Source organism: Pseudomonas sp. BIGb0558, assembly GCF_024807515.1.
Taxonomy (GTDB): Bacteria; Pseudomonadota; Gammaproteobacteria; order Pseudomonadales; family Pseudomonadaceae; genus Aquipseudomonas; species Aquipseudomonas yamanorum_A.
The window spans coordinates 402,795-422,025 of the sequence record NZ_JANUEW010000001.1; the positions used below are offsets into that span (position 1 = coordinate 402,795).

Here is a 19,231-nt window from a genome sequence, read left to right on the forward strand (position 1 = left end):
ACACCACGGCATCATTGCCGAGTGACAGTCTGTCTCGTAAATATCAGCAATAAAATAAGACGCCCCTCTAACCATCGTCGGAGGAGTAAAAAATAGTTGTCGAATCAGCGCAGTTAACCAGTAGTCCAAAAAAAATTATTGCCCTGAACAGCTGATCATTAAACGTAGGTAAATTCAGCCAATACATACAAACTCGGTAGTTTTCACACCCGCAGACGCAACCCACAGGCCAAACTCCAAAAGTCAAAGAACAAAACCGGCATTTCCTACAATCCTTGATCCCAAGCACCCCTGGAGAAATTCCCCAAGCACTTCGCGTTGGCGTCAGCGGTTGATCGTGGCACGATGTCGAGGTTATCGACCGAGACCCCCTAACCATGCCGCAATCCCAAGCCAAGAATCTGTCCCTGATCGCCGCCATCGACCTGGGCTCCAACAGCTTTCACATGGTCGTGGCCAAGGCCCAGAACGGCGAAATCCGCATCCTTGAGCGGCTCGGCGAGAAAGTGCAACTGGCCGCCGGGATCGACGACGAACGTCAACTCAATGAAGAATCCATGCAACGCGGGCTCGATTGCCTGAAGCGTTTTGCCCAACTGATCAACGGCATGCCCCCGGGCGCCGTGCGGATCGTCGGCACCAACGCCCTGCGCGAGGCCCGCAACCGTGGCGAATTCATCCGCCGCGCCGAAGAGATCCTCGGGCACCCGGTAGAGGTCATCTCCGGTCGCGAGGAGGCCCGCCTGATCTACCTAGGCGTGTCCCACACCCTGGCCGACACACCGGGCAAGCGCCTGGTCGCCGACATCGGCGGTGGCAGTACCGAATTCATCATTGGCCAGCGCTTCGAACCGCTGCTGCGCGAAAGCCTGCAGATGGGTTGCGTGAGCTACACCCAACGCTATTTCAAGGACGGCAAGATCACCCCGGCCCGCTACGCCCAGGCTTATACGGCGGCGCGGCTGGAGATCATGAGCATCGAGCACGCGCTGCACCGCCTGACGTGGGATGAGGCTATCGGTTCGTCCGGCACCATCCGCGCCATTGGCCTGGCGCTCAAGGCCGGCGGCCACGGCACCGGCGAGGTCAACGCCGAAGGCCTGGCCTGGCTCAAGCGCAAGCTGTTCAAGCTGGGGGATGCCGAGAAGATCGACTTCGAGGGCATCAAGCCTGACCGCCGCACGATTTTCCCGGCGGGCCTGGCGATCCTCGAAGCGATTTTCGATGCCCTCGAACTGCAACGCATGGACCACTGCGACGGCGCCCTGCGTGAAGGCGTGCTGTACGACCTGCTGGGCCGCCATCACCACGAGGACGTCCGTGAACGCACCCTCAGCTCGCTGATGGAGCGTTACCACGTCGACCTGGAACAGGCGGCGCGGGTTGAGCGCAAGGCGCTGCATGCGTTTGACCAGGTGGCCGAGGATTGGGACCTGGAAGATGGCGTCTGGCGCGAACTGTTGGGCTGGGCGGCCAAGGTCCATGAAGTGGGGCTGGACATCGCCCACTACCATTACCACAAGCACGGCGCCTACCTGATCGAGCACTCGGACCTGGCCGGTTTCTCCCGGGAAGACCAACAGATGCTCGCGCTGCTGGTACGCGGCCACCGTCGCAATATTCCGAAAGACAAGTTTGCCGAGTTCGGCGCCGAGGGCATCAAGCTGATTCGCCTGTGCGCCCTGCTGCGCTTTGCGATCCTGTTCCACCACATCCGCGGTACCCAGGAAATGCCGCAAGTGGTGCTGCGCGCCAATGCCGACAGCCTGGACGTGGTTTTCCCCAAGGACTGGCTGGATGAAAACCAGCTGACCCAGGCGGATTTCGCCCAGGAAGCGGAGTGGCTGACGCGGGTTGGGTTCGCGCTGAACGTGCGCTAAAACGGTCTATATAACGCCACAAAAAAAATGTGTGGGCTTGTGTGGGAGCTGGCTTGCCTGCGATAGCATCCCCTCGGTGCAGCTGGTACACCGAGGCGTCTGCATCGCAGGCAAGCCAGCTCCCACATGGGCCCGCGTATACCTTGCTTAATTCACCGTCAGAATCGGGCTGCCCAGCTTCTCGAGCAATGTCGCCTGGGCGCTGCGCGGGTTCTGGTTGCCGGTCGGCGTGTTGCGCACGTAGCGCCCGTCCGACTGCAGGCTCCAACTGTGAGTGTTGTCGGTGAGATAACTCTCCAGCTCCTTCTTGACCCGCATGATCAGCTTCTTGCCTTCCACCGGGAAGCAAGTCTCCACACGCTTGTCGAGGTTGCGCTCCATCCAGTCGGCACTGGAGAGGAACATTTGCTCCTCGCCACCGTTAAGGAAGTAGAACACCCGGGTGTGCTCCAGGAAGCGCCCGATGATCGAACGCACGTGGATGTTGTGGGAAACCCCGGCGATGCCTGGACGCAGGCAGCACATGCCACGCACCACCAGGTCGATACGTACGCCCGACTGGCTGGCTTTGTACAACGCGCGGATGATCTTCGGATCGGTCAGCGAGTTGAACTTGGCGATGATGTGCGCCGGCTTGCCTTCGAGGGCGAACTGGGTCTCGCGGGCAATCATGTCGAGCATGCCCTTCTTCAGGGTGAACGGCGCATGCAGCAGCTTCTTCATGCGCAACGTCTTGCCCATGCCGATCAACTGACTGAACAACTTGCCGACGTCTTCACACAAGGCGTCGTCGGAGGTCAGCAGGCTGTAGTCGGTGTAGAGCTTGGCGTTGCCGGCGTGGTAGTTACCGGTGCCCAAGTGGGCGTAACGCACGATCTCGCCAGCTTCTCGGCGCAGGATCAGCATCATCTTGGCGTGGGTCTTGAAGCCCACCACACCGTAGATCACCACCGCACCGGCCGCTTGCAGGCGGCTGGCCAGTTGCAGGTTGGATTCTTCGTCGAACCGCGCGCGCAGCTCGATCACCGCGGTGACTTCCTTGCCGTTACGCGCGGCGTCTACCAGCGCATCGACGATTTCCGAGTTGGCACCGGAGCGGTACAGGGTCTGGCGCACGGCCAGCACGTGCGGGTCCTTGGCGGCCTGGCGCAGCAGGTCGACCACCGGAGTGAAGGACTCGAACGGGTGCAGCAACAGGATGTCCTGCTTGCTCACCACACTGAAAATGTTCTCGCTGTTTTGCAGCAGTTTCGGGATCTGCGGGGTGAACGGCTTGTATTGCAGCTCCGGATGGCTATCCAGGCCGGTGATGCTGAACAGGCGCGTAAGGTTCACCGGGCCATTGACCTGATACAGCTCGCTCTCGCTCAGGTTGAACTGCTTGAGCAAGTAGTCAGACAGGTGTTTCGGGCAGGTGTCCGCCACTTCCAGCCGCACCGCGTCACCGTAGCGACGGGAGAACAGCTCGCCGCGCAGGGCACGGGCCAAGTCTTCGACGTCTTCGGAGTCCAGCGCCAGGTCGGCGTTACGGGTCAGGCGGAACTGGTAGCAGCCCTTGACCTTCATGCCCTGGAACAGGTCATCGGCGTGGGCGTGGATCATCGACGAAAGGAATACATAGTTATCGCCAGGCCCCCCCACCTCTTCCGGTACCTTGATGATCCGTGGCAGCAAGCGCGGCGCCGGGATGATCGCCAGGCCCGAGTCGCGACCGAAGGCGTCGATACCTTCCAGCTCGACGATGAAGTTCAGGCTCTTGTTCACCAGCAATGGGAACGGGTGCGTCGGGTCGAGGCCGATCGGGGTGATGATCGGCGAGATCTCGTCGCGGAAGAACCGGCGTACCCAGGTCTTGAGCTTGGTGGTCCAGTAGCGGCGACGGATGAAGCGGACCTGATGTTTTTCCAGTTCCGGCAACAGGATGTCGTTGAGGATCGCGTATTGGCGGTCCACATGGCCGTGCACCAGCTCGCTGATGCGGGCCAGGGCCTGGTGCGGTTGCAGGCCGTCGGCGCCGGCTTGTTCACGGGCGAAGGTGATCTGCTTCTTGAGGCCGGCGACACGAATTTCGAAGAACTCGTCCAGGTTGCTGGAGAAGATCAGCAGGAACTTCAGCCGCTCCAGCAACGGGTAGGACTCATCCAGCGCCTGTTCCAGCACGCGGATGTTGAATTGCAGTTGTGACAGCTCGCGATGGATGTACAGGCTGCTGTCATCCAGGTTGGTAATCGCAACCACCGGCGCCGGCGCGGCGGCTGGCGCTTCCGCTGCCGCAGCAGGTGGCGCCGGCTCCAGCTCCGGCGGGGTCTCGGTGACTTGTTCGACCACCGGGTGAGCGTCTTTTACGGCAACTTCTGTGAGTCCTTCGGTATTCATCGAGTGTTCCTGTGAGGGCTATTGTTGCTCTCTAAGCAATTGGGCGGCGCGGGCGGCGAAGTAAGTCAGGATGCCATCGGCACCCGCGCGTTTAAAGGCAGTCAGGGATTCAAGGATCACCCCTTCACTCAACCAACCATTCTGGATCGCGGCCATGTGCATGGCGTATTCACCGCTGACCTGATAGACAAAGGTCGGCACCTTGAATTCCTCTTTGACCCGATAAAGGATGTCGAGGTACGGCATCCCGGGCTTGACCATGACCATGTCGGCACCTTCGGCCAGGTCCGCCGCCACTTCGTGCAGGGCTTCGTGGCTGTTGGCCGGGTCCATCTGGTACGAGGCCTTGTTGGCCTTGCCCAGGTTCAGCGCCGAACCCACCGCATCGCGGAACGGGCCGTAGTAGGCGCTGGCGTACTTGGCCGAGTAGGCCATGATTCGTACATTGACGTGGCCGGCCAGCTCCAGGGCTTCGCGAATCGCCTGGATACGACCGTCCATCATGTCTGACGGTGCCACCACCTGGGCGCCCGCTGCGGCGTGGGACAAGGCCTGCTTGACCAGTGCATCAACGGTGATGTCGTTCTGAACATAGCCTTCTTCGTCGAGAATGCCATCCTGCCCGTGGGTGGTGAACGGGTCCAGGGCCACGTCGGTGATCACCCCCAGTTCCGGAAAGCGTTCGCGCAAGGCACGGGTGGCGCGCTGGGCGATACCGTCCGGGTTCCAGGCTTCGGCGGCGTCCAAAGACTTGAGCTCGGGCGGCGTGACCGGAAACAGCGCCAGCGCCGGAATCCCCAGTTCGACCCAGTTCGCCGCTTCTTCAAGCAGCAAATCAATGGTCAAGCGCTCCACGCCCGGCATCGACGCCACCGCTTCCCGACGATTTTCACCGTCCAGCACAAACACCGGCAGGATCAGATCATTCACCGTCAGGACGTTTTCACGCACCAGACGACGTGAAAAGTCATCACGACGGTTGCGACGCAGACGAGTGGCGGGAAACAGACGGTTGGCGGGGGTAAAGCTCACGGCAGACTCCTGAGCCCGGGTTGACGGGCGAGCGTGACAGTTATAAGCGGCCATTATGACGAAGGAATTACAGTTGTGGTTAGCTCATACGCAGTAAGGCAACCGTCGTGCGACCTGTAGTCGCATTCGTCGTTTATGTAGGAATTGTTCACTTCGTGACACATCTCGATACTTTCATGAATGTTCACGAAGGCGTAGGCTGCGCGTTCATTTCGCCAGCACCCAGACCATGCTTCAACAATTTCTGCATGACTTCGGCTACTTTGCGCTGTTCCTAGGCACCTTCTTCGAAGGCGAAACCATTTTGGTTCTCGCAGGCTTCCTGGCGTTCCGTGGATACATGGATATCAACCTGGTGGTGGTCGTTGCCTTTTTCGGCAGCTACGCCGGCGACCAGTTGTGGTACTTCCTGGGACGCAAGCACGGCCGCAAACTGCTGGCGCGCAAACCGCGCTGGCAATTGCTGGGCGACCGGGCCCTGGAGCATATCCGCAAGCACCCGGACATCTGGGTGCTGAGCTTCCGCTTCGTCTACGGTTTGCGCACGGTGATGCCGGTCGCCATCGGTTTGTCGGGCTACCCGCCGGGCCGCTACCTGTTACTCAACGGGATCGGCGCCGCCGTGTGGGCCGCTGCGCTGGGGGCTGCGGCTTACCATTTCGGCGCGGTACTGGAAGGCATGCTGGGCAGCGTCAAGAAGTATGAGCTGTGGGTGCTGGGCGCGCTGCTGGTGCTGGGCCTGGGCTTGTGGCTACGCCGGCGCATCAAGAACGCCCGGCTGACCCGTGAAGCCTGCGCCGCCGAAAAGGTTCGCCTGGCCGCAGGCGAACCGGAAACAACCGAAAAACCTACGACGCCAGTCGAGTAAGCCGGTCTCTGCAACAGTAGAGACCGATGCCACTGAGCAAGCTGTAACTGACCAGGCCCAGCCAGCCTAACGAGCTGGCCGGCCACAGCCCAACCAGCGGCGCCAGCCACACCAGTGGCACATTCAGCGCCAGGCGCACCAGCTCAGCCTTCAGCGCCCACGGGCGATTCTCCAAAGCCACCCCCAGGGTGAACAACCCCAACGCCATCGCGCTCCAGCCCAACACCAGGGCGGCGGTCGGCAAGCCCTCGCCAAAATTCATCAGATAGCTGCCAAACCCCACGTACGCGGCAAATTGCAGGGCAATGTAGATCTGTTGGCGCCCATCCAGCGGCACCTCGAATTTGCGGAACTGGCTCAAATCCGGCTTGTTCATCGGGTACTTCGCCGCCACATCGGCCGGCCGCCAGCCGGTGCGCATGAACCAGATACGCAGCTTGTCCCACCCACTTTCGGTGCGCCGCGCATCACTCCACAGCTGTGCATAAAACTGCAGGTTGGCCCACAACGGGTTCCAACTGGCCAATGGCGTGGTCACGCCAAAGATCACCGGTTCGTTATCGTCTTCTTCCTGGAAGGAGCCGAACAGACGGTCCCAAATAATGAACACACCGCCGTAGTTGCGATCCATGTAGAGAGCGTTCTGTGCATGGTGGGCCCGATGATTGGACGGCGTGACGAAGAACCACTCGTACCAGCCGAGCTTCGGCACATGGCGCGTGTGCACCCAGAATTGATACAGCAGGTTGAGGGACGCCACGCTGATAAACACCACCAGCGGCACGCCAAGCACGGCCAGCGGCAGGTAGAAGATCCAGCTCAGCAGAAAGCCGGTGCTGGTCTGGCGCAAGGCGGTGCTGAGGTTGTAGTCCTCGCTCTGGTGATGCACCGAATGGGCGGCCCAGAGGATGTTGCGTTCATGGCCACAGCGATGCAGCCAGTAGTAGCAGAAGTCGTAGAACACAAAGGCGAATACCCAGGTCCAGACGCTCTGGGCCGACAGTTCGATGATTGCCAGGTGCTTGAGGGCGAAGGCATAGGTGAGGATGCCCACCCCTTTGGTCAAAAGCCCCGTGGTGGTGGACAACACGCCGGTACTGAGGCTGTTGATGGCGTCGGCCACCCGGTAATTGCGCTGGCCGCGCCGGTAGTCGGCCAGCAGTTCGACCACAATCAAGGCAATGAAAAACGGTACCGCGTAAGGGACGAAGTCCATGGGCAACTCCGGTCAATTATTGTTACATCTAGAGTAGGTGTAGCGGCTGGATATCCCATTGGCAATGAGTGACAAATGAGTAGACATTTAACGCCATGAATCAGGAGAAATGCCCATGAGCAAAAAGATTGCAGTGATCCTTTCCGGCTGTGGCGTGTACGACGGGGCCGAGATTCATGAAAGCGTGATCACCCTGCTGCGCCTGGACCAGCGCGGCGCCGAGGTGCAGTGCTTTGCACCGGACATTGCCCAGTTGCATGTGATCAACCACCTCACGGGCGAAGAGATGCCCGAGTCGCGCAACGTGCTGGTGGAATCGGCGCGTATCGCCCGGGGCGAGGTGAAGGACATCCGTGACGCCAACGCCGAGGATTTCGACGCGCTGATCGTGCCCGGCGGGTTTGGCGCAGCGAAAAACCTGTCGAACTTTGCCGTGGAAGGCGCCGGCTGCAGCGTCAACCCGCAGGTGCTGGAATTGGCCGAGGCGTTTGCCGAAGCGGGCAAGCCGGTCGGGCTGATCTGCATCTCGCCGGCCCTGGCGGCGAAGATCTATGGCCCGGGCGTGACCTGCACCATCGGCAACGATGCCGACACCGCCGCCGCCATGGACAAGATGGGCGCCACCCACCAGGAATGCGCAGTAGACGACATCGTCGAAGACAAGGCGCGCAAACTGGTGAGCACGCCGGCCTATATGCTGGGCAAGCGCATCAGCGAAGTGGCTTCAGGCATCAACAAGCTGGTGGACCGGGTGCTGGAACTGACTCACGAGAACGATTAGGCCTTCATCAGCCGGGTCAGGATCCGATCCAGCGAGTTGGCAAACGCCTGCTTGTCCTTGTCCCCATGGGGCGGCGGGCCGCCGCCCATCTGCCCCTGTTCCCGCAAATCGGTGAACAGGTTACGCACCGCCAGCCGTTCACTCATGTTCTGCGGGCTGAACTCCTTGCCTCGCGGGTCCAGCGCCGCTACGCCGTTCTTCACCAGGCGGTCGGCCAACGGCACATCGCTGCAGATCACCAGGTCGCCGGGCACCGCGTGCTCCACCAGGTAGTCATCGGCCGCATCCGGGCCGCTGGGCACCACGATCAGCTTCACACACGCGAAGCTCGGCTTGATCTGGCTCTGCCCGGCCACCAGCACCACTTCAAACTGGCGCTTGAGGGCGAACTTCACCACCTGGTCCTTGGCCGCCCGCGGGCAGGCGTCTGCATCGATCCACACGCGCATGGCTAGGCCACAACGCGGCGTTTTTCAGCCAGCCGGCTGCGGCCGTACAGCACCACAATCGCCAGGATCGCCACCGCTTGGGCACTCAACGAATACGCATCGGCGTGAATGCCCAACCAGTCGAAGTCAAAGAACGCCACCGGCCGGGTACCGAAGATCCCGGCTTCCTGCAACGCCTTGACGCCATGCCCGGCGAACACCACCGACAGCGCGCACAGCAACGCCGCGTTGATGCCGAAGAACAGCGCCAGCGGCAGTTTCGCCGAGCCCCGCAGAATCACCCACGCCAGGCCCACCAACAGCACCAGCGCCGTGGCACCACCGGCCAATACCGCGTTGTGCCCGGCGGGACCGGCCTGCAACCACAGGGTTTCGTAGAACAGGATCACTTCGAACAGCTCGCGGTACACCGAGAAGAACGCCAGCATGGCAAAGCCGAAACGCCCGCCACCGCCCACCAGGCTGCTCTTGATGTAGTCCTGCCAGGCCGCCGCGTGGCGACGGTCGTGCATCCACACCCCGAGCCACAGCACCATCACGCTGGCAAACAGCGCGGTGCAGCCTTCCAGCAACTCACGCTGGGCGCCGCTGACGTCAATCACATACGCCGCCAACGCCCACGTCGCCAAACCGGCCAACAGCGCCAGGCCCCAGCCGACGTTGACGCTGCGCACCGCCGATTGCTGGCCGGTGTTACGCAGGAACGCGAGGATCGCCGCCAGCACCAGGATCGCTTCCAGGCCTTCGCGCAACAGGATCAGCAAACCGGAGATGTAGCTCAGGGACCAACTCAGGCCATCGCTGCCCAGCAAGCCGGCCGATTCGGTGAGCTTGCCCTTGGCCACGTCCAGGCGCTGCTGCACTTGTTCGATCGGCAAACCGTCCTGCAACGACTGTCGGTAGGCCATCAGGGCCTTTTCGGTGTCCTTGCGTACGTTGGCGTCGACGTTGTCGAGGGAGCTTTCAACCAGCTCGAAACCTTCCAGGTAAGCCGCTACCGAGAGGTCGTAGGCCTGCTCATGCTCGCCATTGCGGAATGCGGCGAGGCTTTTATCAAGGGTTGCGGCGGTGTAATCGAGCAACTGCGCCGGGCCACGCTTGACCTGTGGCGGTTGGGCGCGCTGGGCGCGGAAGGTGGCAACTGCGTCCGGACCTTCGGCGGCCAGCACTTCGTTAGGGGTCTGGCGGGCGAGGTCGGCGAGGTTGAAGGACTTTTCGCTTTTCGCGGCAGCCGGGTCGGCGGTGAAACCTGCGATATAGGTGGCCAGGTCCCAGCGCTGGCGGTCGTCCAGTTGATCGGCGAACGACGGCATGTCGGTGCCTTCGACGCCCAGCCCAAGGGTGTTGTAGATCGCGTAGAGGCTCAAGCGGTCGAGGCGTGCAGCGTCCCGCAGGTTGGCGGGCGGCGGGGTCATGCCGACGCCTGCGGGGCCATCACCGGCGCCGGTGGCGCCGTGGCACACCGAGCAGTTTTGCGCGTACAGCGGCGCGCCACGGGTCGGGTCGGGGGTAATGGCCGGGGCCTGGCTGACTTCATATGCCACCGCCAGCTTGGCGCCCAATTGCCGGGCCTGGTGGGCAACCGCCGCGCCATCCTGATGGGCCGTCACGGCGGCCAGCAATTCATCCACGCCTTTTATCAGCTCGGCTCGCTCGGTTTTTTCCGGTAGCTCAGCCACCAACCCCTGCAAAACCCCAAGAAATTCCACCTGTTCGCGGTATTCCGAATCATCGATGACCTTGCCCGCCTCCACCGTCGGCGGGTAGTCCGCGCCGATGTAGTCCAGTAAATGCAGGGCCTGGGGGGCACCCTCGGCAGTTGCAGCCAGCAGGTTGACGCTGCACGACATCAACGCCGGCAGTACCAGCCAGGCAAGAAAGCGGGAAGGGGCAATCATGAATGAATCTCAAATGGAAATACGAAGTAACACATTGTCAAACCTTAAGCCGTTTGACTCAAGGCGTTAGTGATTTTGTGTAGGCGCAAGTAGTGGCATCTTCACTGAAATATGGATCCAAAAGGCCATTGTTTTGCCAGTAATGCAGCTTATAATGCCGCGCCTTCGTTATTGCGAAATGGCATTTTTGCTCCTCTTTTTATGAGGAATTGACAGGATCGCGACGCTTTCCTGCCATTGGTGATTCGGCCCGACCAGCACATTCGGCCGATTACGTTCAGGGAAGAAGCTCTTCGATGGCATCTCGCGCCTTTACTTCGCTCGCGCTCGCGGCGGTCACGTTGTTGTCCGGTTGTTCGATGTTTCGCAGCTACGACACCGAGCTGCAAGCCACCAACCAGCAGTTGGCCACCGGCAATGTCGATGGCGCGTTGACCCTGCTTGAGAAGAACAACACCGGCGACGACAAAGACCTTCTCTACTACTTCGAAAAGGGTGAGTTGCTGCGGGCCAAGGGCGACCTGACCGGCAGCCAGGTCGCCTGGCGCAGTGCCGACCTGCAAGTCTACAAGTGGGAAGAGTCGGTCAAGTTCGACACCGACAAGTACCTCGCGCAGTTCGGCGCCTTCCTGGTCAATGACAAGGTCCGCCGCTACGAAGGCTACGACTACGAAAAAGTCATGCTCACCACCCAGATGGCCCTGAACCTGCTGGCGTTGAATGACTTCGACGGTGCCCGCACCGAGATCAAGAAAACCCATGAACGCGAAGCGGTGATTGCCGACCTGCGGGACAAGGAATACCTCAAGAGCGAAAACGAAGCCGAGCGCCAGGGCATCGCGACCCAGTTCAAGGACCTGCGCGGCTACCCGGTGGAAAGCCTCAATGCCCCGGAAGTGGTGGGCCTGAAGAACAGCTATCAGAGTGCGTTCAGCCATTACCTGGCCGGTTTCGTCTACGAAGCCCTGGGGGAAAAAGACCTGGCCGCGCCGGGTTATCGCAAGGCGGCCGAACTGCGCCCCAATACACCGCTGCTGGAACAGGCCCTGCTCGACCTCGACAAATCCAAGGTCGGCGCCGACGAGACCGACGTGCTGATCGTGGTGCAGAGCGGCCTGGCCCCGGCCCGCGACTCGATTCGCCTGCCGTTGCCGATCCCCATCGACGGCCACCTGGTGATCACCCCGCTGTCGTTCCCGGTGATCAAGCCCGACACCTCCACCGCGACCTTCGCCCAGATCGGCGTCGACGGCCAGCAGCAGAACCTCACTGCCCTCAGCAGCACCACCGCCATGTCTCGTCGTGCTCTGCGTGATGACATGCCGGGCATCATCCTGCGCACTACCGTGCGCGCCGTCACTCGCGGTATCACCCAGAACAACCTGAACAAGACCAACCCGATGGCCGGCCTGGTACTCGGTATCGCCTCGGCCGTCACCGAAGGCGCCGACACCCGCACCTGGCGCACCCTGCCGGACATGACCCAGGTGACACGCCTGCGCCTCAAGCACGGCGAGCACCAGGTCAGCCTGCCCAACGCCCTGGGCGGCACGCTGGTGACGGTCAAGGCCGACCAGCGCTATCAGGTGATCACCCTGCGCGTGGTCGGCAACCAGGTATTCGCCGGCGGTCTTGCGGCCCACGTGGTGCAGAGCAACCCGCCGCAAGCCGTCGCCACTCTCAAACAACCTTAAGGAGCACGCTATGCGTCACTTCATCCTCGGCGCCCTGGCGCTGATCCTGCTGGCCGGCTGCGCCACCCCGCCACCACCGGAACCCGGCAGCGCCGCGAGCAAAATCGTGGTGATGGGCAAGTTCAAGGGCATTGCCGTCGGCGCCATCCGCGTCGCCCGGGAAAACGGTTTCCTGACCGCCAAGGTGCAGTTGAGCAACATCACCAGCAGCAACCAGATGATGTATTACCGCTTCGCCTGGTTGGGGGCCGACGGTTTCCCGGTGGGCGATGAAGAGGCCTGGAAGGTGCTGAACCTCTACGCCAACCAGGCGACCTTCCTGCCAGCCATCGCCAACCTGCCCCAGGCGGCGGACTTCCGTCTTGAAGTCAAAACCCCTTGAGCCGTCCACCCTTCTTGAGAGATTTCCCCATGTTTGCACGCTTTTCGTTCCTCGCCGTGGTGGCCGTCCTGGCCAGTGGCTGCGCCAACACATCGCCGGTACTGGGCGGTAAAAACATCAGCTACGGCGACACCAAGGCCGTGGAACTGGTGACCAACGAGTTCGGCTCCACCGACCTGCAGATGATCGCCGAAAGCATGACCCGCTCCCTGGCCCAGTCCGGCATCCTGCAAGGCCGCCCGGTGGTGCAGGTGTACGACGTGAAGAACAAGACCAGCGAGTACATCGACACCCGCGAGATCACCACGTCGATCAAGACCCAGTTGATGAAGACCGGCACCGCCCGCTTCGCCAGCGACAACACCGACATGCAAAGCCAGGTCGACCAGTTGAAGTTGCAGAACCAGAGCGGCCTGTACAAGAAGTCCACCGTCAGCAAGACCGGCAACATGGTCGCCGCCAAGTACCGCCTGGAAGGCTCCATCAGCTCCATCGTCAAGCGCAGCTCGGACTACAAGGACGTGTTCTACAAGTTCAGCCTGCAACTGGTGGATGTTGAAAGCGGCCTGGCCGAGTGGATGGACGAAAAAGAAATCCGCAAGACCACGGAGCGCTAAGCAATGCGTGCATGGATCGGCATGATCGGCCTGCTGTGCGCCTTTGGCGCCTCGGCAGCACCGAAGATCGCGGTGACCGACCTGGCCTACGAGGCCCGGGTGGAGGAGTACATCCACCAGGTCGCTGCCAGCAACAACTTCCAGGCCAGCGCCTACAACGCCAGCGGCGGTTCGAGCTATAGCGAGTACGAGAGCCGTACCAGCTACATCGAGCAGACCGAACTGCGCAAGTTCAGCGGCGACATCAAGGGTGAAATCCTCAAGTTGCGGCAGTTCCAGCTGGTGCAGGGCACGCCGTACACCGCAGACGCCAAGGGCGATGTGTACGACGTAATCAAGCGGATCAAGGCCGGCAACTTCAAGGGCGCGGACTACGTGCTGTTCGGCACCTTGTCGGACATCGACTTCACACAGGATGTAAATGCGCTGGACCACACCAACAGCTATTCGGCGGTGCTGGGCCTGACGCTGGTGGCGGATTTCAGCCTGATCAACACCCGCACCTTTGAAATCACCTCGGCGTTTACCGCGATGGGCGAAGGCCAGGACACCAAGCTGGTGAACAACCGTGACGTGCGCGTGAGCCTGAACCGGCCGCGTGTGGTGCGGGAAGTGTCGAAGGCGTTGGGCGAGGATGTGGCGCGGCAGTTGGCCGAACAACTCGGCGGTGGTTATCAGGAAGCACCTGGGCAGCCTGCATTGCGCAATAACCTGCCACGGGATGAAGCGCCGAAGATCTTGCGCTGATTACTGCAAGTACAAGCAACACAAAACCAATGTGGGAGCTGGCTTGCCTGCGATGCAGACGCCTCGGTGTATCAGTTACACCAGGGTGATGCTATCGCAGGCAAGCCAGCTCCCACATTTTTGATCCGGTTTCGCCAGTTACGCCGTTGCGCGATGCAGGCTGGCAAGAAAACCCGCCGCCCCAACGAACAACCCGGCAAACGTGCGGTTCATGCGCTTCTGCTGCTTCGGTGTGCGCAGCAACCGCAACACTTTCGAGGCCAGCCCGGTGTAGCCGGCCATCACGATCATGTCCACGCAGATCATCGTCGCGCCCAGGATCAGGTATTGATTCAGCAGCGCCGCCTGTGGGTTCACGAACTGCGGCAGCACCGCCAGCATGAACACCAGGGCCTTGGGGTTGCTGGCGTTGACCAGGAACCCGCGGAACATCATCGCCATCGGCTTGCCGATCGGGCGGATCGCCGCGTCATCGCTCAGGTCGGTGGGCAGTGCGCGCCATTGCTTGATGGCGAGGTACACCAGGTACGCCACGCCAAACCATTTGATCGCATAGAACGCGGTAGAGGATGCGGCGAGAATCGCCCCCAGGCCGCCGGCGACCACGGCAATCTGCATCGCCAGGCCCAGTTGCAGGCCCAGGGCGTTCCAGTAGCCACGCAGGAAACCGTACTGCAGGCCGCTGGACATCGACGCAATGGCGCCGGCGCCAGGAGAGAGACTGATGATCCAACTGGCCAGGAAAAAGGCCAGCCATGTGTCGAGTGCCATTACACACCTCAGAGCTGAGTTTGCTGAATGTTTCTAAACTAACGCTGCTGCCCGAGAAATGGCTACAAAAATTTTGGTCTGGGCCTGGGTGGTGAGGGAGTTTGCTGTGGCCACAGAGCTTACTGTGGCGAGGGAGCTCCCTCGCCACAGCAGCCCCCTCACCACATCAGCCCCCTCACCACAGCAAGCTCCCTCGCCACAGGTTAAGGCAGCGTGTCACTGCCGCGCCAGCGGCGCACCGAGCGCTGGAAGAACAGGCTGTTGGGCACTTGCACCATGACGCTGCCCGTCCCGGCCTCTTCCACTTCGATCAGCGTGGTGTAGAGCAGGTTGATTGCCACCACCCGACCTTTGACGCCAGGCTTGTCGACGGTGTCCACCAGCTCGACCACGTCGCCAAGACGGAACGGTCCCACGGTGAAAATCAGGATGGCGCACAGCAGGTTGGACAACACCGACCACATGGCGAAGAACGCCACCGCCGCCACCGCCACGAAACCCGACAACGCCGTCCACAGCACCGTGGCGGACACGCCCAGGCGCTCCAGCACGAATATCAGCGCGCTGCCCATGATCAGCCAGCGCAGGCCGCCGCGCAGGGGCATCAGCAACTGCGGCGGGAACGGATAACGCTCCCCCAGGCGGTTCAGGCATTTGGCGACGAAACGCTGGGTGAAGTAGCCGGCCAGCAGGATCAGCAGAATTTGTACGGCCACCCAGATCGGCGCGACCCATTGTGCCGGCAGCGGCAGTTGCAGCGCTTCCATCAGGACAGCGCCTCCAGCTCCGCTTGCAAGGATTCCAGCAGTTCGAGGGCTTCCATCCAGGTCTCCTCCAACTGCGCTTCACGCACCTTGAGCTTGGCCTGTTCGGCCAGCAGGTCGCGCAACTCATCCTTGCGGGCCGGCTCGTACACGGCGCTGTCACCGAGGCTGGTTTCGATCTTCGCCAGCTTCTCGTGGATTTTGCCCAGCTCGGCTTCCAGTTTGTCGGCTTCGCGCTTGTGGGGTGCAAGCTGCTGCCGCAAGGCAGCGGCGGCCTGGCGCTGGGCCTTCTTGTCGGTCTTGTCCGGGTTGACCGGCGTGTTGCTGACCGGCGCGTTGCGCAGGCGGTAGTCCGAGAGCCAACGGGCGTAGTCTTCCAGGTCGCCGTCGAATTCCTCGACCTTGCCGTCAGCCACCAGCAGGAAGTTATCCGTGGTGCTCTTGAGCAGGTGCCGATCGTGAGACACCACCAACACCGCGCCGCTGAACTCCTGCAGGGCCATGGTCAGCGCCAGGCGCATTTCCAGGTCCAGGTGGTTGGTGGGTTCATCGAGCAGCAGCAGGTTTGGCCGGTCCCAGGCGATCAACGCCAAGGCCAGGCGGGCCTTTTCGCCACCGGAGAAGTTCAGCACCGGCTCGTCGATGCGCGCACCACGGAAGTCGAAACCACCGAGGAAGTCCCGCAGGGTCTGTTCGCGTTCGGTCGGCGCCAGGCGCTGCAAGTGCAGCAGCGGGCTGGCCTTGGCGTCGAGGGAGTCGAGCTGATGCTGGGCGAAGTAGCCCACCACCAGGTTCTCACCGCGCACCAGGCGACCGGCCAACGGCTGCAATTCGCCCGAGAGGTTTTTGATCAGGGTCGACTTGCCCGCACCGTTGGGCCCAAGCAGGCCGATCCGCGCGCCTGGGGTAAGCTGCAACTTGACCTTCTCGAGGATGGTCTTGTCGCCATAACCCAGGCGGGCGTCGGACAGGTCCAGCAGCGGGCTGGAGATTTTCACCGACTCGCGGAACACAAAGTCGAACGGTGAATCGACGTGGGCCGCCGACAGTTCTTCCATGCGCTCCAGGGCCTTGATCCGGCTCTGGGCCTGACGGGCCTTGGTGGCCTGGGCCTTGAACCGGGCGATGTAGCTTTCCATGTGCGCACGTTGCGCCTGCTGCTTCTCGTAGGCCTGCTGTTGCTGGGCCATGCGTTCGGCACGGGCGCGTTCGAAGGCGCTGTAGCCGCCGCGGTACAGGGTGATTTTCTTCTGGTCGACGTGGGCAATGTTGTCCACCACGGCGTCGAGGAAATCCCGGTCGTGAGAAATCAGCAGCAAGGTGCCCGGGTAGCTCTTCAGGAAGTCTTCCAGCCACAGGATCGCATCGAGGTCCAGGTGGTTGGTCGGTTCATCGAGCAGCAACAGGTCCGAGGGGCACATCAGTGCCTGGGCCAGGTTCAGGCGCATGCGCCAGCCACCGGAGAAGTCGGCGACCGGGCGGTCCATCTGTTCGTTGGTAAAGCCCAGGCCGGCAAGCATCTTGCGGGCACGGGCGTCGGCGGTGTAGCCGTCGGCACTGTCCAGTTCCGAGTGCAGGCGGGCCTGTGCGGCGCCGTCCTGGGCTTTCTCGGCCTCGGCGAGGTCGTGTTGCACCTGGCGCAGGCGCAGGTCGCCATCGAGCACGTAGTCGATCGCAATGCGGTCGAGGGTGTCGATCTCCTGCCGCATATGGGCGATGCGCCAGTCGGCCGGGAGCAGACAATCCCCGGAGTCGGGCGTCAGCTCACCCAGCAGCAAGGCGAACAACGTGGATTTGCCGGCGCCATTGGCACCGATCAGGCCGGCTTTGTGACCGGCGTGCAGGGTCAGCTCGGCGTCTTCGAGAAGACGTTGCGGGCCACGCTGTAATGTTAGGCTTTGAAGTCGGATCATAATGGCGGCGGAGTCTACCAGCTTCGTTGGCCGCTGGCTTGGGTGTGAATATGTGCGCTGACCTGTGGAGCTTTGCCCTCTCGACTTACGCCCGCCCGGGCGTCGAGGACGCTTGCCTGCGCTTGCAGGCGCAAGGGGCTGATGTGTGCCTGGTGTTGTGCGGGTTGTGGCTGGAGCAGCGCGGTGTGGCGGCGCAACCGTCGCGTTTGCAGGCATTGCGGCAGATGGCCGGGCCGTGGCAGGCCGAGGTGGTTGAACCGCTGCGGCACGTACGCACGCAATGGCGGCCCCTGGCGCAGCACGATGCTGAACTGGGCGCGTTACGGGAGCGGGTCAAGGCACTGGAGCTGGAAGCCGAGCGCTTGCTGTTATTGCGACTGGAAGGTGTGGCGCAGGATTGGCCGATGGCCGAGGTGAAAGATCAAGCATGGCTTGAAGGACTGGCGGCCGAAGCCGCCAACCTTGACCACGACGCGCTGCATCAGCTGCGCGCCGCGGTTACCGGCACTTAGGAAGCGCTGGTTGGAGTGACGCTTGGCGCTGCCGGTGCAGGCGTGCTGCTGGCCGGTGCGGCAGGTGCTGCAGTGCTGGCAGCAGGCGCGGCTGCAGTTGCAGGCTTGGCAGCTGGAGTTGCTGGTTTGGCCGGTGCAGGCTTGGCGGCTGCTGGTTTTGCGGCTGGCTTGACGGCTGGTTTCGCAGCAGCAGGTTTTGCGGCAGCTGGCTTGGCGGCCGGCTTGGCAGCAGCTGGTTTAGCGGCAGCCGGCTTAGCGACCGGCTTGGCAGCAGTTGGTTTGGCAGCAGCGGTTTTAGCAGCTGGCTTCGCGGCTGGTTTCGCAGCAGCAGGTTTAGCCGCTGGCTTGGCAGCTGGTTTTGCAGCAGCAGGTTTAGCCGCCGGCTTGGCAGCTGGTTTTGCAGCAGCAGTTTTAGCAGCCGGCTTGGCAGCTGGTTTCGCAGCAGCAGTTTTAGCAGCTGGCTTCGCGGCCGGTTTGGCAGCAGCAGTTTTAGCAGCTGGTTTGGCGGCTGGTTTGGCAGCAGCGGTTTTAGCGGCTGGCTTGGCAGCTGGTTTCGCAGCAGCAGTTTTAGCAGCTGGCTTGGCGGCCGGTTTCGCAGCAGCAGTTTTAGCAGCTGGCTTGGCGGCCGGTTTCGCAGCAGCAGTTTTAGCAGCTGGCTTGGCGGCCGGTTTGGCAGCAGCAGTTTTAGCGGCTGGCTTGGCAGCTGGTTTCGCAGCAGCAGTTTTAGCCGCCGGTTTAGCCGGTGCTTTTACCGCAGGCTTGGTCGCAGCTTTTGCAGGTGCCTTGGCGGCGACTGCTTTGCTGGCAGGCTTTTTCGCCGCGCTGGCTGCAACGGCTTTGGCCGGAGCACGGGTGCTCAGCACTTTGCCGACAGCTTCCTTCACACGACCAATGCCCTGAGCCAGTTTCAGGCTCTCGGAAGCATCACGCTTGAGTTGGGAAATGTAGGTGCGGGTTTCGGATTGACGATCCTTGAGGGCGTCGAGCAGGTCCTCAAGTTCTTTGACGGCGTCCTTGGCTTTGGCTTGTGCCTTGGCTTTGCCAGCGGTTGCTGCGCCTTGCAGTTTGGTACGGGATTTGTGCAGTTTTTCCTGAGCTTTGCCGCGTTGTTTTTCAAGCTTGGCGAGCAACTTCTCAGCATCAGCCAAGGCTTGTGAACAGGCGCTTTCCAAATGCTCGAGCAGGCTGCCCGAAAGTTGTTGGAGCAAATGCAACGGGGTATTTACAGGCTTCTGTTTGGCCGACATGGTTTACCTCCTGGCTGACGTGGGTGCGGCTCATACTAGCCCTCTGCTCTTACCGCCGCTAGGGCATGTTGACAGTATCGAATG

General features: G+C 61.8%; 17 protein-coding genes. 8 read left to right on the forward strand and 9 right to left on the reverse strand.

All coding sequences use genetic code 11. The features are described 5' to 3' along the window. The first annotated feature begins 377 nt into the window (after window positions 1-377). The gene (ppx, locus tag M2400_RS01875) at window positions 378-1,880 is read left to right on the forward strand and encodes an exopolyphosphatase (RefSeq protein WP_177043771.1); all 1,503 of its coding nucleotides are present in this window, start codon (window positions 378-380) and stop codon (window positions 1,878-1,880) included. Between the two features lie 147 nt (window positions 1,881-2,027). Here the strand turns inward: ppx and ppk1 are convergent, their stop codons facing one another. Together ppk1 and hemB are read right to left on the reverse strand one after the other, a co-directional pair. Continuing rightward, the gene (gene ppk1, locus M2400_RS01880) at window positions 2,028-4,256 is read right to left on the reverse strand and encodes a polyphosphate kinase 1 (RefSeq protein ID WP_177043770.1); all 2,229 of its coding nucleotides are present in this window, start codon (window positions 4,254-4,256) and stop codon (window positions 2,028-2,030) included. A gap of 18 nt (window positions 4,257-4,274) precedes the next feature. After that, window positions 4,275-5,288, reverse strand: a complete 1,014-nt coding sequence (hemB, locus tag M2400_RS01885; protein ID WP_177043769.1) for a porphobilinogen synthase — start codon at window positions 5,286-5,288, stop codon at window positions 4,275-4,277. A gap of 229 nt (window positions 5,289-5,517) precedes the next feature. Between hemB and M2400_RS01890 the strand changes: the two genes are divergently transcribed. Continuing rightward, complete coding sequence (locus M2400_RS01890; RefSeq protein WP_177043768.1) at window positions 5,518-6,156, forward strand: DedA family protein; 639 nt, start codon at window positions 5,518-5,520, stop codon at window positions 6,154-6,156. On the opposite strand, the gene M2400_RS01895 is transcribed toward M2400_RS01890, so the two are convergent. Continuing rightward, a complete protein-coding gene (locus M2400_RS01895; RefSeq protein ID WP_259195507.1) occupies window positions 6,137-7,372 on the reverse strand; it encodes a sterol desaturase family protein in 1,236 nt (411 codons plus the stop codon). The two genes, M2400_RS01890 and M2400_RS01895, sit on opposite strands and share 20 nt — an antisense overlap. A gap of 115 nt (window positions 7,373-7,487) precedes the next feature. Here M2400_RS01895 and elbB point away from each other — a divergent pair, with 115 nt between their 5' ends. After that, window positions 7,488-8,153, forward strand: coding sequence for an isoprenoid biosynthesis glyoxalase ElbB (gene elbB, locus M2400_RS01900; RefSeq protein ID WP_177043766.1), 666 nt, complete (start codon window positions 7,488-7,490; stop codon window positions 8,151-8,153). On the opposite strand, the gene M2400_RS01905 is transcribed toward elbB, so the two are convergent. Both M2400_RS01905 and M2400_RS01910 read right to left on the reverse strand, forming a co-directional pair. Continuing rightward, window positions 8,150-8,602, reverse strand: coding sequence for a YaiI/YqxD family protein (locus tag M2400_RS01905; protein ID WP_177043765.1), 453 nt, complete (start codon window positions 8,600-8,602; stop codon window positions 8,150-8,152). The two genes, elbB and M2400_RS01905, sit on opposite strands and share 4 nt — an antisense overlap. 2 nt (window positions 8,603-8,604) lie before the next feature. Next, on the reverse strand, window positions 8,605-10,500 hold the full coding sequence (locus tag M2400_RS01910; RefSeq protein WP_177112403.1) for an FTR1 family protein: 1,896 nt from the start codon (window positions 10,498-10,500) through the stop codon (window positions 8,605-8,607). Window positions 10,501-10,796: 296 nt separating this feature from the next. Here M2400_RS01910 and M2400_RS01915 point away from each other — a divergent pair, with 296 nt between their 5' ends. The 4 genes from M2400_RS01915 to M2400_RS01930 are packed head-to-tail and all read left to right on the forward strand — an operon-like array spanning window position 10,797 to window position 13,940. Next, a complete protein-coding gene (locus M2400_RS01915; protein ID WP_177128898.1) occupies window positions 10,797-12,194 on the forward strand; it encodes a COG3014 family protein in 1,398 nt (465 codons plus the stop codon). 10 nt (window positions 12,195-12,204) lie between these two features. Continuing rightward, window positions 12,205-12,576 (forward strand): YcfL family protein, encoded by a 372-nt coding sequence (locus M2400_RS01920; protein ID WP_259195506.1) that lies wholly within the window; start codon window positions 12,205-12,207, stop codon window positions 12,574-12,576. A 29-nt stretch (window positions 12,577-12,605) separates the two neighbouring features. Beyond that, a complete protein-coding gene (gene lpoB, locus M2400_RS01925; RefSeq protein ID WP_010167979.1) occupies window positions 12,606-13,193 on the forward strand; it encodes a penicillin-binding protein activator LpoB in 588 nt (195 codons plus the stop codon). Window positions 13,194-13,196: 3 nt separating this feature from the next. Beyond that, complete coding sequence (locus M2400_RS01930; RefSeq protein ID WP_259195505.1) at window positions 13,197-13,940, forward strand: penicillin-binding protein activator LpoB; 744 nt, start codon at window positions 13,197-13,199, stop codon at window positions 13,938-13,940. 138 nt (window positions 13,941-14,078) lie between these two features. Here the strand turns inward: M2400_RS01930 and M2400_RS01935 are convergent, their stop codons facing one another. The 3 genes from M2400_RS01935 to M2400_RS01945 all read right to left on the reverse strand — a co-directional run bounded on the left by M2400_RS01935 (window position 14,079) and on the right by M2400_RS01945 (window position 17,388). Beyond that, window positions 14,079-14,711, reverse strand: a complete 633-nt coding sequence (locus M2400_RS01935) for a LysE family transporter (protein ID WP_259195504.1) — start codon at window positions 14,709-14,711, stop codon at window positions 14,079-14,081. A 203-nt stretch (window positions 14,712-14,914) separates the two neighbouring features. Continuing rightward, on the reverse strand, window positions 14,915-15,478 hold the full coding sequence (locus M2400_RS01940; protein ID WP_259195503.1) for a mechanosensitive ion channel family protein: 564 nt from the start codon (window positions 15,476-15,478) through the stop codon (window positions 14,915-14,917). Next, complete coding sequence (locus tag M2400_RS01945; RefSeq protein ID WP_177043760.1) at window positions 15,478-17,388, reverse strand: ATP-binding cassette domain-containing protein; 1,911 nt, start codon at window positions 17,386-17,388, stop codon at window positions 15,478-15,480. Before M2400_RS01945 ends, M2400_RS01940 begins: the two co-directional genes overlap by 1 nt. Before the next feature lie 50 nt (window positions 17,389-17,438). Between M2400_RS01945 and M2400_RS01950 the strand changes: the two genes are divergently transcribed. Then, window positions 17,439-17,900, forward strand: coding sequence for a TIGR02444 family protein (locus M2400_RS01950; RefSeq protein WP_177119993.1), 462 nt, complete (start codon window positions 17,439-17,441; stop codon window positions 17,898-17,900). On the opposite strand, the gene M2400_RS01955 is transcribed toward M2400_RS01950, so the two are convergent. Then, window positions 17,897-19,147 (reverse strand): AlgP family protein, encoded by a 1,251-nt coding sequence (locus M2400_RS01955; RefSeq protein ID WP_259195501.1) that lies wholly within the window; start codon window positions 19,145-19,147, stop codon window positions 17,897-17,899. The genes M2400_RS01950 and M2400_RS01955 overlap by 4 nt on opposite strands. Window positions 19,148-19,231 lie beyond the last annotated feature (84 nt).